Genomic DNA, 16,158 nt, shown 5'->3' with positions numbered 1-16,158 from the left:
CACCTTAATATGATGCTATGATAAAGAAGCCTATACTTCTTATTGCGATACTTTTGCATGCTACAGCTGCCTGGAGCCAGGAAGCTGCAGGCAACCTAATTCTGGACCGTGACCAGCCCAGGCAAGGCGAAATGATTCTATTCACCTATCAACCTGCTGGCACAGAACTGGAAGGCGAACAGGAAATAACGGCCGTTGCTTACGAGTATGCGGAGGGTAAGACGCATGCGTATGATGTTCTACTTAAGAAACACCAGCCTGGCGGTTGGAGGGGAACACTAAAGCCTTCTAAAGCAGCACAGGGTGTATACCTTAAGTTTCAGAACAGCTACAGGGAAGACAGTAATTATAAAGTCGACAGAAACAAAGGCAAGGGTTACCCTATACTGCTGCACAACAAAAGGAACCATCTTGTGCAGGGGGCAACACTGGTAACGGCAGCCATGCTGCAGGAAGCACAGTATCACCTGAAAATTAAATATGATGCTGACCTGGCACTTATACTTTTTGAACAGGAATTTGAGAAAGAACCTGCGCTGAAGCGGCCCTACATGTTACCCTATATCAAAGCACTGCTTGAGGCGCGCGGGAAAGAATCAGCAGTAGTTTTAGCAGCCCTGGACTGGCTGGCACGACAACCAAACCTGACGGAGGAAGAGATGCTGGTGCTGCACGACACGTACCGCAGTTACGGGAAAGCGGATAAAGCGGATGCCTATGATTTTCTGCTGCGTAAACACTGGCCCCAGGGGCAGGTGGTTAGAGAAGAAAGAACAGAAAGCTACCGAAACGAACCTGATCTAGCAAAAAAGGCGGAACTGCTGCTTGCGCTTACAAATGATTTCCCCGAGCATGACTGGCAGGAAGAGTATGTTGCGTTAGCAGAGGAATATGCCAGGGCAGGCGATATTGCTGGCTTCGAAGCCATGATCGCCACATTCCCAAAATCAAAAAACGGCGACGTATACAGAAGCTTCTCCAACGCTCTAATCCAGCGTAACGAGCACCTGGAGGTGACACAGGAGTTCGTTCACTTCGCATACCAGAATGCTGTAGCAGAACTTGCAAAGCCTACGCAGGAGAAGCCTGCTGTTCTTTCAGAAAAAGAATGGCTTGTGCATCGGGAAAACACGCTGGGTTTATGTGCCGCAAGCTATGGACAGTTATACCTGAATATGGAAGAGCCCGCTACGGCACTGCCTTACCTGGCAGAAGCTTATGAGCTAACCCAGAAGAGTATGCATCATATGATAGTGGAGCCATATGTGGAGGTGCTACTAAAAACGGAAGACTATACTACTGCCCGTACTTTAGTAAAGGCAAAGATTGCCGAAGGAATAGAAAGCGACACCTATAAGGATTTTTACAGGCAGCTGTATGTGCACGACAAAAAAAGTGAAGACGGATTTGAATCCTTTTGGTTAGCCAGCACAGAAGCATCTGCCAATGTCAGGACACGGGAGCGCCTGCAAAAAGAGATACTTTCCGAACCTGCCCTGGATTTTGAGTTGAAGGACCTAGACGGGAAAATTGTCAAACTGTCTTCACTGAAAGGAAAAACAGTAGTGGTGGGTTTCTGGGCAACCTGGTGCGCTCCATGCTTAGGCTCCTTAAGAACTATGGGAGATGCCATACAGCGGCACAAAGGAGATGATGATGTGGTCTTTCTGTTTGTGAACACCGGTGAAACCGAAAAAGACAAAAAGAAGGCCGTGCGAGACTACAAAAAGAAGTATAAAATGCCTTTCCAGATGCTGATGGACGAGGATGATACCGTTGCAAAAGAGCTTTATAAAATAAATGGCTTACCTACCAAGCTTGTGATTGATGCAGCAGGCAATTTGCGGTTCAAAAAAGCAGGCCACATTCTTTCTCCTGAAGACCAGGCGCTAAGAGAATTGCTTCTGATGATAGAGATGGCCTGTAGCGAATAGTAGCTGTTGTGGTCCCCTGCGCTAGAACTAACCTGTCAGCATCAGGATTCCAGGATTGCCGGAATAACAATTCACTGCTCATTCGGACATCCCGGTCCGAATACTATCTGCTGGAAACACCCTTGTTCCTGTATGCAATCCTTTTCACACGCGGACGAGGATGTTTAGTTTCAGACACAGACGTCCGGAACAGCTATAGCGGTCTTAAACCAATTCACAAAAAAAGAGGCTAGCCTTGTGTGGATAGCCTCTTTCCAACTAAAAAGATAATGTCTAAAAACTACATCTTAAATGTATCGTCGCTCAGGTTCTTGTTTACCTCAATGTTTTGCACCTCGGCTTTGATGGCTTGAGGGCCTACCACTGTTTCAATTACATAAGGGAACTTCACACCGTTTACTTCTTTGTAGTCGCTGTAGCTCTTGGTCTGCGTCAGTACACCTTGCGGCGTCTGCAGGTTGTTTACTTCCTTTAGGCGCAGGCCTGTGTTCTTGTCGAAGTAGTGTGTGGCCTTCTGGTCGTTTGGCAGCGTTACTTCTACCGCATACGCATCTTTGCCGTCTACTTTCTCCATGCCCGTTAACTTGGTTTTGATACCTAACTTCGCGTACTGCAGCACCGGAAACTGGCTTACCTCCAGCTTTTGTGTGGTGAGCTCTTCTTTAGTAAACTCCTTGTTCACACCCTGCATCGGGGCTTCCATTTTACCTTTTTCTCCATTGATAACCACACGCTGCAGCGGGTTGTTGTTCATCGTGATCTGCGTAGCAAACTTATCATTTCCCTTCTGCTGCTGCACCAAGGTAAGTGCCATACCCTGTACCGAGGCGTTGCTGGTGATAGTGATATCCTTCAGCTTGTCGATATTTGCCTGCCCACCAATGGCTTTAATGTAATCTGCCAGCACCTGATCGGCTGTTAAACCAGCTGGCACACCCATTGCCGCACGGTCAACTTTTTCACCAGTCGTGCTGTAGTAGGCGATGGTGTTATCATCTTTATCGAACGGCTGCAGCTTTTCAGCTACCTCAGAGGCGTTACCAACCGCTATAATGTACATCTTGTCCGGGTTGATGTATTTCTGCGCTACACGCTGCACATCTTCTGCTGTTACAGCCTCCACTTTCTTCAGGTAGTTGGCATAGTAATCTTCCGGCAAGCCATAACGCGCAGTGTTGATAGCATAAACTGCTACGGTGGCAGGGTTTTCAAGGCCACGGCCAAAGCTGCCCATAATATAAGCTTTGGCATCGCGCAGTTCCTCGTCGCTCACGCGCTGGCTGCGGATTTTGTTCAACTCGTTCATAAACTCTGTTACGGCACTGTCTGTAACAGCATTCCGCACGTTGGCATTGGCGTTAAAACGCCCAAGAATCTCATCGCTATTAACAGACGAGTAGGCGCCGTAGGTATAGCCATGCGTTTCACGCAGGTTCTGGAACAAACGGGAATCCATGCCGCCACCCAGTATGTTGTTCATCAGAGAAGCAGCAACCGCATCCTCCGCACCTGGCTTCAGGTCAGCTGGGTTTGTGAGTACCAAGGAGCTTTGTACGGAGCTTGGGCGATCTACCACCACGACCTGCGTCTGCTCTGGGCGCTGAGGCAGTGGGTACTCTACCTGCTGCACATCGCCTTTCTGCCATTTCTGGAACGGCTTCTTCAGGAGCTTTTTCATCTCCTTTGGCGTCACGTCGCCTACCACGGCCAGGTAACCAATATTCGGCTTGTAGTGAGTATTGTAATAATCCTGGATATCCTGCAGCGTGATATTATCCACAGTTTCCTCCGTCATCAGCTCCCCGTACGGATGGTCCTTGCCATACATGACCATATTTCGTGTGCGGCTGGCAATGGCATCCGGGTTGTCTTTCGACTGCGCCAGGTTAGCCTTCATCTGCTTCTTTACCTTGTCCAGCTCCTCCTGTGTGAACTTTGGGTTCAGCAGGGCATCAGTGGTAAGCTCGAGCAGCGTTGGCAGGTGCTTTTTAAGTGCAGAGGCGTTGAAACCGGTAGAGGAGAAGCCCAGTTCAGCCCCTATGAAGTCTACCTGCTCATCAAATTGGTCTTTGCTACGGGTGGTAGTGCCTGTGCGCATCATTTGGCCAGCCGCCTGTACGTAACCGGCTTTGCCGCCTTCCAGAATCGGGTCCCGGTCTAATACCAAAGACATCGACACCACGGGCTGTTTGTGATTCTCCACCACGTATACCTTTAAGCCATTCTTCAGAGTGAAGTGCTCATACTTGCCCAGTTCTATTTTGGGCGCAGGTCCCGGAGGCGGCGGCGTTTGTGTGGTCTGTGCCGGTGCTACATACACCAGTGCCAGCGCCAGAAATACGGTACTATAGAATTTTTTTATCATGATCGGAATGAAGTCTTAGTTGTTCTGTTGAGCTGATTTAGGAAGGTAATGCAGCACGACACGGTTGTTCTGGGTGAGGTACTCCTTCGCCACACGCTGAATATCTTCCTTCTTCACGTTCAGGTAGCGCTGCAGTTCCGTGTTAATCAGGTTAGCATCGCCAAAGTATACAGCGTAGTTGGCCAAGCTCTCGGCACGGCCGGCTACTGTGCTGTTCTGCTGCACAAAGCTGCTTTCCACCTGGTTGCGCAGCTTCTGGAACTCACGGTCTGTCAGTGGCTCTGTTTTCACGCGCTCGATCTCAGCATTCATGGCCTGCTCCAGGTCATCTACCTCCACGCCCATGTTGGCGATGGCGAACGTCAGGAACAAGCCCGGATCTTCTGTTGGGAAAGGAATAGAGGCAGCGGCAACTGCTTTCTGCTGCTTGTCTACCAGCGCTTTTGGCAAACGGGCACTCTCACCGCCAGACAGCAGCGTCGTTAGCATAGACAGTGCATAAAAATCATCGGTGCCCTGCTCCGGCACATGGTAGGCCTGGATAACAGCAGGAAGCTGAATGTTGTCGTAGACCGTTTTGCGGCGCTCTTCCGTCTGTTTCGGCTCTACTATATTAGGGCGTGGTATTTCCCTGGTGCCTTTCGGAATATCACCAAAATACTGCTCAATCAGCTTCCTGGTTTCTGCTATGTCGATGTCGCCAGCGATGGAAAGCGTTGCGTTGTTCGGCACATAGAACGTCTTATAGAAGTCGCGGAACTCCTCAATGCTTGCGGCATTCAGGTCTTCGAAAGAACCGATTGGCATGGATTTGTAAGGGTGCTCCTGAAAGGCCAGCGAAAACACATTCTCGCCCATAGACCCGTAAGGCTGGTTGTCGATGCGCTCGCGCTTCTCTTCCTGCACTACTTTGCGCTGCGTCTCCACACCCACCTCGTCTACTTTGGCATGCTTCATACGCTCCGCTTCCAGCCAAAGGCCAAGGGCTACCTGGTTTGACGGCAGCAGCTCATAGTAATACGTGCGGTCGAAGGAGGTATTGGCATTCAGGGCACCGCCTGCTTTTTGCACTAAGGAACTGTACTCGCCACGGCCAATGTTCTCCGTTCCTTCAAACATCAGGTGCTCAAAAAAGTGTGCGAAACCAGAACGGCCAGGCACTTCGTTTTTAGAACCTACATGGTATAGCACCGACACTGCTACGTTAGGCGTAGACTTGTCCTGGTGCAGGATCACGTGCAGGCCATTCGGAAGGTCGTACTCCGTAAACTCAATCTTGTTGCCTTTGGTTTGAGCCAACGCAGCAAAGCCGGTGGCGCACCATAAAAGGCAGGCAATGAACTTGTGTTTCATATGTTAGTTATGTTGTGTTTAGAATGCCTGCAACAAGCTTGCCGAAGGCAAACCTGCTGTTATAAAGGGTATAAAATTAATTCTAATTAAGGGGAGAAACCAGTTTAAGCGTGCCATCCTGACCAAGACTCGGCCAAAATGGTATGTATGCAGATGAAGCAGGCTTTTTTATAGACGAATGAGGTGAGACTTTTATGATAACAGCTGTACCACTTTTTCGAGTATGTACTGTTTGGGGAGGTTCAGCAGTAGGGAAATCATAAAGAAAACAAAAGCTATGTTCTTAGCCTGAACCGTACTTCTAATGTTATCAGGCAAGGAAACCAGTAAATGTAACATACCAATCCAGAACAAAAAGCTGAAAGGCGCAAGTAAACGGTAGTCTAAGTCGTCGAAGTGGGAGAAGCTTCTTAAAAATACAATAGCGGCAAGATATAGCAGTGCAACAATAAAGCATGCAAGAGAAAAGGAATCGTTCTTTAACTGCTCCAACAGGTAGTGTCTTTTAAGCTTTGCTATGATAATCGCTGTGACCGCCAACTGTAAAAGTATTGTTAAGTAGAGCAAGTAGTCGGGCTGGTTCCCCATCCGGAACTTCCGGATGATGAGTAGCTCATTCAGTAATCCTTCTGCCATCATACCTGCAAAAGCCCTAACTGACTCCGTCTCTGCCTCTAGGCGATCGAAACCAGTTGCATAGCCACTGAGGGAGTAATTCATAAACAGGTACAGGCCCGTTACAGCCATGAGCAGGAAAAACACGACAAGCAGCTTTATAGCAGTTCTGCGCCTCTGCTTATAGTAGCAAAAGCAGGCTAAAAGGGCGGGAACACTGAATGAAAAGGCTCCGATATACCGCATCAGGAACAGGAAGACACAAGTCAGGAATAAGAGAAGTATATTTTTAGTTGTATCATCCCCTAGTATGACCTTGTTAACCAGGTAACACAGGTACAGTAGCCCCAGGAGAAATGGCGCCTCAGACCACGTAAAGCTGTAAACCTCCAGCAGCGTATAAGAGCAGTAAACAGAAGCAAGTATATAGGAGTATTTCCTGTTAATTTGGCGCAGCAGCAGAAAGCCAAGTCCTACCAGCAACAGGTTCAGCACTTTTGAGGCCCAGAAAACATCAAGCGAGGTTACTGCCGAAACAAAATAAATAAGCACAGGATAGCCAACAGGCCATACAGAAAAAAATGTTTCCTCAGCAGTGGACGCCTCATATAGGTAGAAGCCTTTGCCATTCTTCAGGTTCTGGGCTAGCTCTAGATAACTTTCTGAGTCCGGGGTCAGGTAACCAGTTGCCTCCACATTTACCCGAAACAGAATAACCGCACAAACAGCTATGTACAGCAACAGCAACGCAGTATCCGCAAAACGATAACTCGGTCTTATCAGCAACGTCACGCTAAATCAATACATCCGTGGGAGCTCGATGCCTTTTATTTTGCGGTACAGGCCCAATGCTGCCTGGTCTGTGAGGCTGGCCACGAAATCGGTGATGTGGATGATGCGCTGGTAGTCTGTGGCTGTATCGAGCAGCTCGAGGTAATGGGACGGAATGAGTGCCGCCAGCTTGCGGTGGTGCTTCGACTCCGGCCTGAAAACGGCTTTCACGCAGGCATCCAGCAAACCACCGAGTACTTCAAAGCCGGCAGCCTCGATCTCCAGCACCGGGCGGTTCTGGTAAATCAGCCTGACGGACAGGTCTTTTATCTTGTCTAATACCGGCTTACAGCTGAGCTCGTTAATGAGCGGAGTGTCGTACGTGCCCTGTAACATTTCCTGTTCGTGCTGCAAAAAGACGGCTGTCGCTTCCTCTATCAGCTTTCCAATAATGCGCGCACGCAGGTAGCCGATTTCCTCTCGCCAATCGTAAAAATTAAGACTGGATTTGCGGTTCGGGTTATCGTCCAATATCTGGCGCAGCAGGTCCAGCCCTTGTTCCTGCGGCACCAGGCCCAGTTTCAGGCCATCCTCAAAGTCGATGATGCGGTAGCAGATATCGTCGGCCGCCTCTACTAAAAAGGCCAGCGGGTGGCGGTGATAGAACACCTCTCCGTCCACTCCTTTTTTCAGAAGGCCCAGTTCCTGAGCTATCGTATTAAACCACGTCTTCTCCGTCTGAAAGAAACCATACTTCTTTTCGCTGGTGTTTTTGGTGTTCCTGATAAGAGGCAGCGACTCCTTCGGGTATTTTGTGAAGGTGGCCAGTGTGGTATAGGTCAGGCTAAGGCCACCCGGCAGGCTGCAGTGAGCCGGATAGGTATAGGTGAGGACCCGGAAGCCAGCGGCGTTACCTTCAAACCGCTGCAAGTCTGCTTTCTCCGCTTCTGTTAAAGTTTCCAGGTATGGCTGTGCCGTTTCGCTTTCAAAAAAAGCTGAGATAGCATCCTCGCCAGAGTGCCCGAAAGGAGGATTGCCAATGTCGTGCGCCAGGCATGCGGCAGCCACTACATCACCAAAATCAGCTTCCTGTATATGCTTCTCCTGTGCCAGGTCCGGGTAGCGCTCTAATATGCTCTTACCCACAATGCGGCCCAGCGAGCGGCCCACCACCGAAGCTTCCAGGCTATGCGTCAGGCGCGTGTGCACGAAATCGCTCTCAGGCATGGGCATTACCTGTGTCTTGTTCTGCAGCCTTCTAAAGGCAGAGGAAAACACAATCCGGTCGTAGTCGCGCTGAAACTCACCCCGCACAGATTCGTCGGTGCTATACTTCGGGTCCGTTGTTTCAAAGCGTTTCTTCGAGATTAGTTTGTCCCAGGTAGTAGTATGCTGCATAAGGGTAAAGAGAAATAAATTTTAGCTCATCATAACACTAACAGCCAGTGTGCCTAACAGGAAGATGGCAAGCGTAAGGCAATATAAGAAGCTTAATGGAATAAGCTTCAGCAATGTTTGCCCGTACGATTGCTTGTACACCTGCTTTAAGGCGAAGAACAGGTACACCAACATAAGCACTACAACCCACCCCTCCAGATCAAGGCCAGAGAAAACAAGTGCCAAGCTCGTCGCTATTATTATGATGACAAAAAAGAAAGTGTGCAGGTGAATGGAAAACATCAGGTGCTCTACATAATTGCGCCTTTGCTTGTAGTAAAAAAGATAGAGCAGGTAAGCGAAAAAGGGCATCAGGATAAACATCATAAAAGAAGTGTTTTTTAGCAATTTCTGCTTTGCCTGTTCGCCACCCTTCGAGAAGGAGACCAATCTAGTCATGGCCGTTTTGAAGGTGGGATCTTCGATGGCCTGCAAGGCAGAGTCAGAAACTGCTATTGCCTGTGCCTCCGATGTTACAACGGCTGGTTCACTTGTGTAAAGCACTGAGTCTGTTAAAGGGTCTTCTATATGCACTCCCGGTACTGTGACCTGTACCTCTTTTTGGTCTGTACCCACTCCGGGCGCATTAGTGCTTAGCGCTAGCACAAAAAAGAAAACGATGCTGACAAACACATACAGCCGAAAGGGCGGAACATAGGCTGCACGCTGGCCAATGTTGAATTTCTCAGTGAGCAGGCCCGGCCGAAAGAGCAGGTATTTGATGGTGCGCCAAGTCTTTGTGTCGTAGTGGATAGTACCCTCCAGAAACTCCACAATCAGGTGCTTTACCGGCACGTTAAGGTCATGGTTTTCCTGTCCGCAGTTAGGGCAGTAGTTGTTTACTTCCTCAAAGGAATAGCCGCAGTTAGGGCACTGGGTAAACTTGCGTCTGTTTTTTCTCACATCTCTTTGCATAAAAGAGTAATCTTTCCCCAAATATAGCTTTATACAGATAACAATGCTATGCAAAGCGGCATATGTGTGACTTGAGAGCAACTAAAATTCGATGGCACAACAATAAGATTCAAAAAACATCATGTTACATAACCTATAAAATTTGCATACCCTTTACAGAAATGAGAGCTATAATTGAATATTAATTCAATTAAGACAGTTTATCATGCCTCAATCCCATGTTGCAAACAAGCATTACAATACCTTGTGTTATGAAGAAAAGAGGGGGAATTTTGAATCATAACGCTACCCCCTTTTCAAGCTAAAGAAAACAAACTGTTCCAAAACCCATTCCCTAGCAACGGGAGGCAAGCTGTTTCCATGTGCAGCCTAAGTCCTGATTTGCAGATTCTGTTCACAAGCAGTCGAAAATCCATCTTCCCCGGGTGTTTTTCGCCTGCTTTTGTGTTTGTATGAAGTAGAAGTGTGTGTTACAGTGGCTTTTATTCCTTCTTGTGGCCTTGTTCTGAATAGAGAAGAAACCCTTTCGACCGCTAATGTTGTAGTGCTGATACAGCAAGAGGCGGAGCCACTGGTGCAGCTCCGCCTCTTGCTGTAATGGAGAGTTGATGTTATCGTTTCAGAAGCTTTACCTGTCCGCCCCTGTCACGCTCCTGCCATCTCAGAATGTATATACCTGCGGCCAGATCGGATACATCCAACTCTACAGGCAGGTTGGTATCACTAAAGGTGACGTCAAATTCACGGACTAACCTGCCGGACATGTCGTACAGCTGTGCCTGAAGCGTTGCAGTACCCATCCTTACAATGTACACAAGTGAAACAGTGTTGTTGCTCTCGTTTATTGGGTTAGGGAAAACGGTTAGCGCACGAATGTTACATCCCGCATCCTCGTTTAGCTCCATGGGCGGTTCACAGATATTCTCTCCAATACTATTCTCTACAATCAGGTTAGCTCCTACAATATCGGCGGTGCTCAGGTCACGGATAACTCTTCGAAACTCAATAGCATAGTGCATAATAGCACTCGGCATAATAACGTGGCTCAGCTGATGGGCATGGCCTAACTCATGCAGCATCACCGTCTCAAAATCGAATTGCCGGCCAACAGGCGCACCAGGGCCATACTGCCAGGTGATGTCGCTGTTAATTTCCATGTCGAACTCTGTTAAGTACCACACCGTATCCTGGTTTGCTCCTCCAATACAACCTTCATAATAACTGATAGTTCTTGCCAGCACACTGTCACCGACAACATTATTTGGGGCAAACCGAACAACAGTTTCCCCATCGTCTTCGGCGTCTTCTATTGTGGTGGACGCCCCGATTTTCCAATTAACCCCCGACACGCAAGACCAGGTGGCCATGGCGCGCCGGAAGCCTTCCTGTGCTGCCTGCCTGTTCTGCATGCTGGGCGCAAATAATATGCTGTACCCTCCTTCCCCGTCTCTGTTAACAAGCCTGGGCCTGAATGTTTTCTCGTCGAATGACACGTTAGAGTAAGCAAACTCTATGAAGAGTTCTGTCTCGCTGGTAAAGGTGTCGCCGTCGTCTGTCACAACCTGGATAGGGCCGGAACCGGGAGTGCCTCCGTCCAGAGAGGCAGAGGGAACATCTAAGACAATCTGATTATCAGACCACGAGATGTACGCTGAGGGCAATGGCCGTACGTATCTGGTGCCCCCAAAGTCTGCGTCCCTGAATTCTACGGCACCATCGCCACGTGTAGCCCCGAAGCCTGAACCAGTGATAGTGATGGTAGTTCCCGTTCCAGCACTGATAGTAGTAGGCTCGAAACCGGTGATAATGGGTGCGCGCTTTGTGCTCTGTGTTTGCTGTTGCCGCTGCTCTACGGCAGGTTTAGTATCCAGCGCCTCATTTTCTGAGAGGCGACGGTAGCTTTGCCCTGTCTGCGCGGTTATGTTCTGGTACAGTTCCCGCACGCTGCTATAGCTGTCGAAGGCTCCGAAGGCTTTATTGTTCGCAATGTCATATTTTACAAAGCCCTGCTGGCTGCCATAGGCCATTGTACTGATGTGCTGACTGCCGGGAGATTGCGGCAATTGCTGCTGCCGCTTTAAGAAGAACACTCCCTGCTGCCCGGGGCGTAGCTGCAGGGCCGTAGACACGGCATGTATTTTCAATCCTATAGTCCCGCCCTCCGTAATCAGTTCTACTTGCTCGCTTCTTACCTCTCCTTTAAAGACTTTATACACCCGAATAATGTTGGAAGTGTAGATGTTTTTGTGGCGCGCATCCCAGAACGATTGCTTTGATACGACTTCGCCCTCCACCACTATTTCTGCTGCCTTTATACGTCCCTCCAGCGTAAGCGGAATCATATGTTGGTTATCGGAGGCGAAAGTGCAGAAAGAGGAGAGTAACAGCACGAAGAACAGCAGCATCGGCTTTGTGCGGGGTGCAGCAGATAATCTGTAAAATTTATCCATGGAAACAGGTACAGTTCATGTTTGATAAAACAAAAGGGGGCTTTTTTGTTTTGAAAAAGTTCAACGACTCATACTTACGGAAAATACCTCCCATAGGGATATGAAGTTTTAAGATAGCGATACTACCCGCCCTGAAAGGCCAAAATAAAAGAATGCCCGCCAGCAAAAAAAGCTGACGGGCATAATGTACGCTAGCAGGCTATAAACTAGTTGCTGTTGTACTGGAAGTTGAAGTTTGAAGAGTCACTTACATCTACATTCATTAGCTCTTTGTACTTCTCGTAAACCTCCTGCGGCTGCTTTTTGCCGTTGATGTAAAATTCCCTGTTGTTGAGTTGGATGTTCAGGTTATCCTCTCCTTTTTTGATGATGCCGTCTTTAACCAGCTCGTCCTTTACCTTCTCCAGATTTTCCTGATGCTGCAGAGCCATTACCTGGTGCTTCTGCGCTATCTTCTGATGCTGCTTCGCCATTTCCGCCTGGTGTTTAGTCATTTCCAGCATGTGTGCTGTTTGGCGCTTCGCTTCCTGTATTTGCCTTTCAGCTAGCTCCTGATGATGCTGTCCGTTTAACTGCCCGTTTGCACGGAGTTCTTCGACATACCCTTTCATTTCCTGCTCATAGCCTTTCATCTCTTCCTCATAAGCTTTTATTTCTGCTTCATAAACTTTCAACTCTTGCTCATATTCCTTCAATGCTTCACTGTCTTCGTTTACAGGTGGCACGGGAGGTACAGGCGGTAAAGGCGGAACAGGCGGTAAAGGCGGTACGCCAGGAGCAGGAGGTGCTGGTGGAACTGGTGGGGCAGGCGGTGGGGGCACTAACAAGCTATCGCCATCGGAGTAGCTGTATTGAAAAGTGTAACTGCCCTGGCTGTTTTGGCGCGCTTCTGCCACAGCGGCACGCGCCTGCTCCATTTGCAGCGCCACTTCTTCGTGGTTTGCCCTTGGCGCATTCTCTACTGCCTGCAGCCGCTGGTCTACCAGATTCTTGTAGTCATCTATATACCTGTTCGGGATGCGCTTGCCGTCTACGTATAATTGCTTTACTTTCCCTTTTTTGTTTTTGATGATGACAATGTCACGTGCTCTTCCGGTTGAGTCCTGCATCGTATAGGTAAAAGCACCTGCGTCATCGTTGGTGATGGTGTTCTCCTCCTCCATTGTATCTGTAGCTTCTTCGTAGGCTGTATTACTCTGAAGCCGCGTTGTGTCCTGGTCCGCCTGAGGCTTCAGTCCGGCAATAGCTCCAAAGGAAAGTACCAGCAGCCCCACCACCAGCACAAGGCCTGCGGCAAAGCCCTCGGTAAAAGTCGGCTTCAGCGACTGCTGCCCCACCAGGCGCTTAATGCGGCTCATGAGCGTACCTCGCTTGCCTGATAAAGCAACAGCCATAGCAGGTGCTGCCGGTAAGCGCATGGTCTCGATTGCTGCCAATGCGCGGGCATATGTCAGCGTATCACCGCAAGCAGCCACAGCCATGTCGTCGCAGCAGTTCTCGCGCTCTGCACGCACCACCCCCGACATCCACCACACCGCCGGATGATAGAAGAACAGCATATCCACCACCGACTGTAGCAGGTTCACGAGGTAATCTCTGCGCAGGATGTGCGCCAGTTCGTGGGCTAGTATAGCCTCCACCTGCGCCTGTGACAAACCGGTGACAGCACCTACCGGCAAAAGTATAACAGGCTTGGCAAAACCAACAACCATTGGCACCTGCACCAGCGCAGATTCCACTAAGCGAACGGCTTTATCCACACCCATTGTCTCGCGCAAAGCATCTACTTTCTGCTTCCAGTTGGCTGCTAAAGGGGTGGTTCTGTAGTGGCACAGGCGCTGGGTATAAGCCACTCCTCCTATAAAACGAATCGCCATTACCATCATACCTAAAAGCCAGAGTGTTACCAGCAGGGGCATGTGCTGCTCGAAGTATAGCTGTGCCACCGCAAATGGTTCGGACCAGAAGGACGCTTGAACAGGAGCCACAGCTAGTTCAGCTACATAAGTAGATGAAACTGTATCTTTGGGAGAGGCTATCGTGGATAAAGCAGCCTGTGTTGGTTGGCTGTGGTAATAGAGGAATGTACCTGCCGCCAGTAACAGCTGCGCCAGCATGGCCCCACCTGCCACTGCATACCGTACTTTAGCACTCTGCTTGTGCAACAGTACCAACAGCAGGCTCAGGAGCAGGGCTATAAAAGCGCCTTGCCACAGCGAGTGCAGCAGCGTCCAGCCGAGGGCGTTTACCAGTGATTCCGGGAATAAGCTTGTTATCTGATTCATTTGTTGCCTCCTTCCAGTTTATCTAACAGATTTCTGATTTCATTGAGTTCTTCTTTGGATGTGTTGCTGTTACCGAGTGCCTGCATCACCAGCTTGCTTGCCGAACCCCTGAAAGCCGCATCCATAAACCGGTCCAGCAACTGCTGCTGGGTCTTCTCTTCTTCCAGTAAGGGACGGTAGATGTGGGAACGGCTTGTTTTATCAGCCTCCAGCATACCTTTCTCTGCCATAATCTGCATCAGTTTCAGAGTAGTAGTATAGCCCACTTCCTTGGTTTTGCTCAGCTCCTCGTGCACCAGGCGCACCGTGCTGGCACCGTGCTGCCAGAGCACCTGCAGTATCTCCAGCTCCGACTCCGTGGGTTTAGGTGTTTTTTCTAATGTCATAGCTCATAGATGGTTAGGTTCTGCATATGTTGCATTACAAGTATATACGAATGTTTTCGTAAAAGGAAATTTATATACGATTCATTTCGTACTTATAAGTAAAGGTCCTGTATTCCGGAGGGAGAGGGGCTGTGAAAGAAGGGAAGGGAATAGGAGCTTAGTAGATAATACTACGGTAAGACTCTATGACAGAAGAGTTTTAGCAGAAGAAACGGGTAATACCGGCCTTTTTGTTTTTACAGCTTCCTATATAGGAGAAGTACATATTATTAGCTTACTTAGGAGCCATAACCAATGTTCTTAACCAAAAGGACAAGCCTGGCTGTAGATATGGTTTCTAACTTAAGCAAGGATTACAAAACGATAGGAGAAAAGGCAAAACTACTTTCATACATAGTGCAGATAAGCCGAATAACTCCGTTTAGCTGTTAGTTAGTGTTAAGAAAAAGCATGAATAGAAACAGACTCTATTGGACTTCCTTCATTGCTTTGGTGCTATTCATTCTGTTCAAGGTGCTGACTTATTCAAACCTTGAATTAAGAACTGAAGAACTCTATGACTGGTACTTAAACCTTTCATTCTTCACCCTTTGTCTTCTTGTTGCATGCATCACAATATCAGCTCAAGATGTTCCAGGTCAGATAGACAAAGCACTTGGGCTAATAGTTTTGATAGCTATTGGCTTTGTATGGCTACTTTCAGCTATACCTTTCTATAGCGAAGACAAAGTGGCAACGGACAACAAAATACTGTTTGTTCATCGGGAAGATTCTAATAAAAGAATAGTGCAGCAGGTTCATTACACTGGAATAGCAGGTGGTAATGAGAACTATGACACTGTACAGACAAGAAACATAACAGCCAATATCAGATGGACAGAAAAGGTTGATGTGAGTCAAATCAATGAAGAGGAATGGGCACCAGTAAAAGAGAAGAATTCCTTCCACTAACCCAGCACATGAGCAAAGCTTCGGCTGAAAGCCTCGCTCACCTCATGTACGAGTACCGTTGGCATAAATTATAAGCATGAATAGAATAAGTCTTTTAGTCTTGCTACTTCTCTTATTCTTCGGCTATAGTTCCAACGCTTGTAATTGCGTCACCCGCAAATGGAGCGTCAGGAGAGTAAATATTGATATTGATAACAGTGATTTGATATTTATCGGCGACAGAATCTCTTACAAGAAGTTGGATAATTATGAAGAGAAGTATTCTTTCAAAGTCTTAGAAGCTTTTAAGGGAAACATTGAACCAGGGGATACTATCCATGGCAAAACACACGATTCCTGCTCAGGCAGTCCTCATATAGAAGGATTGTGGGTAGTATATGCCAGAGTGAAAGAAGAAGGATTGATAGACTATAGCTATCCAGGTTGCGGGGCAAGCAGGAGCCTAATTGTACCAGATGTGCCTCTTCCTCCTCCAACTAACTTTGAAGAAGATTTAAAGAAAAGTCAGACTGAGGCACTTCCTGCGTTTCTTCGGGATTGGCACAACGAGTATATAATTCTTCAGAATTTCAAAAATAAGAAGCAGTCAACTAAAGTAGATAATGATGACAGCGAAAGGTACGGTATACTTGTTTATGTAGCCTTCGGCTTGGCACTTGCAGCTTTGATTGTAGCACTGGTGAAAAAGTAACTTAA

The 16,158-nt window shown here is 48.2% G+C and carries 11 protein-coding genes; 3 read left to right on the top strand and 8 right to left on the bottom strand.

The genetic code is table 11. The annotated features are described in order from the left end of the window. The first annotated feature begins 17 nt into the window (after positions 1 to 17). Positions 18 to 1,934 carry a peroxiredoxin family protein gene (locus DXT99_RS22730; RefSeq protein WP_115567892.1) on the top strand — a complete coding sequence of 639 codons (1,917 nt, stop codon included), beginning with the start codon at positions 18 to 20 and terminating at the stop codon, positions 1,932 to 1,934. A gap of 280 nt (positions 1,935 to 2,214) precedes the next feature. Here DXT99_RS22730 and DXT99_RS22725 read toward each other — a convergent pair whose 3' ends face one another. The 8 genes from DXT99_RS22725 to DXT99_RS22690 form a co-directional block, all read right to left on the bottom strand. Then, complete coding sequence (locus tag DXT99_RS22725) at positions 2,215 to 4,299, bottom strand: insulinase family protein (protein ID WP_115567891.1); 2,085 nt, start codon at positions 4,297 to 4,299, stop codon at positions 2,215 to 2,217. A 15-nt stretch (positions 4,300 to 4,314) separates the two neighbouring features. Next, positions 4,315 to 5,652 carry a M16 family metallopeptidase gene (locus DXT99_RS22720; protein ID WP_115567890.1) on the bottom strand — a complete coding sequence of 446 codons (1,338 nt, stop codon included), beginning with the start codon at positions 5,650 to 5,652 and terminating at the stop codon, positions 4,315 to 4,317. Between the two features lie 192 nt (positions 5,653 to 5,844). Beyond that, positions 5,845 to 7,059: a hypothetical protein gene (locus tag DXT99_RS22715; protein WP_147294282.1), complete on the bottom strand. Its 1,215-nt coding sequence runs from the start codon at positions 7,057 to 7,059 to the stop codon at positions 5,845 to 5,847. Positions 7,060 to 7,065: 6 nt separating this feature from the next. After that, complete coding sequence (gene dgt, locus DXT99_RS22710) at positions 7,066 to 8,436, bottom strand: dGTP triphosphohydrolase (protein WP_115567888.1); 1,371 nt, start codon at positions 8,434 to 8,436, stop codon at positions 7,066 to 7,068. A 21-nt stretch (positions 8,437 to 8,457) separates the two neighbouring features. After that, a complete protein-coding gene (locus DXT99_RS22705; RefSeq protein WP_246000966.1) occupies positions 8,458 to 9,378 on the bottom strand; it encodes a DUF3667 domain-containing protein in 921 nt (306 codons plus the stop codon). A 623-nt stretch (positions 9,379 to 10,001) separates the two neighbouring features. Then, on the bottom strand, positions 10,002 to 11,840 hold the full coding sequence (locus DXT99_RS22700; protein ID WP_115567887.1) for an IPT/TIG domain-containing protein: 1,839 nt from the start codon (positions 11,838 to 11,840) through the stop codon (positions 10,002 to 10,004). 206 nt (positions 11,841 to 12,046) lie between these two features. Continuing rightward, positions 12,047 to 14,125: a M56 family metallopeptidase gene (locus DXT99_RS22695; RefSeq protein WP_115567886.1), complete on the bottom strand. Its 2,079-nt coding sequence runs from the start codon at positions 14,123 to 14,125 to the stop codon at positions 12,047 to 12,049. Continuing rightward, positions 14,122 to 14,511, bottom strand: coding sequence for a BlaI/MecI/CopY family transcriptional regulator (locus tag DXT99_RS22690; protein ID WP_115567885.1), 390 nt, complete (start codon positions 14,509 to 14,511; stop codon positions 14,122 to 14,124). Before DXT99_RS22690 ends, DXT99_RS22695 begins: the two co-directional genes overlap by 4 nt. 450 nt (positions 14,512 to 14,961) lie before the next feature. Here DXT99_RS22690 and DXT99_RS22685 point away from each other — a divergent pair, with 450 nt between their 5' ends. Both DXT99_RS22685 and DXT99_RS22680 read left to right on the top strand, forming a co-directional pair. After that, entirely contained in the window at positions 14,962 to 15,462 is a 501-nt protein-coding gene (locus tag DXT99_RS22685; protein ID WP_115567884.1) for a hypothetical protein, read from the top strand. 76 nt (positions 15,463 to 15,538) lie between these two features. Then, positions 15,539 to 16,153 carry a hypothetical protein gene (locus DXT99_RS22680; RefSeq protein ID WP_115567883.1) on the top strand — a complete coding sequence of 205 codons (615 nt, stop codon included), beginning with the start codon at positions 15,539 to 15,541 and terminating at the stop codon, positions 16,151 to 16,153. Positions 16,154 to 16,158: the final 5 nt, after the last annotated feature.

The sequence above is a fragment of the Pontibacter diazotrophicus genome, from assembly GCF_003367245.1.
GTDB lineage: Bacteria > Bacteroidota > Bacteroidia > Cytophagales > Hymenobacteraceae > Pontibacter > Pontibacter diazotrophicus.
Note: the sequence above shows the minus strand (reverse complement) of the source record. Positions and strands in the feature narration are given on the sequence as shown.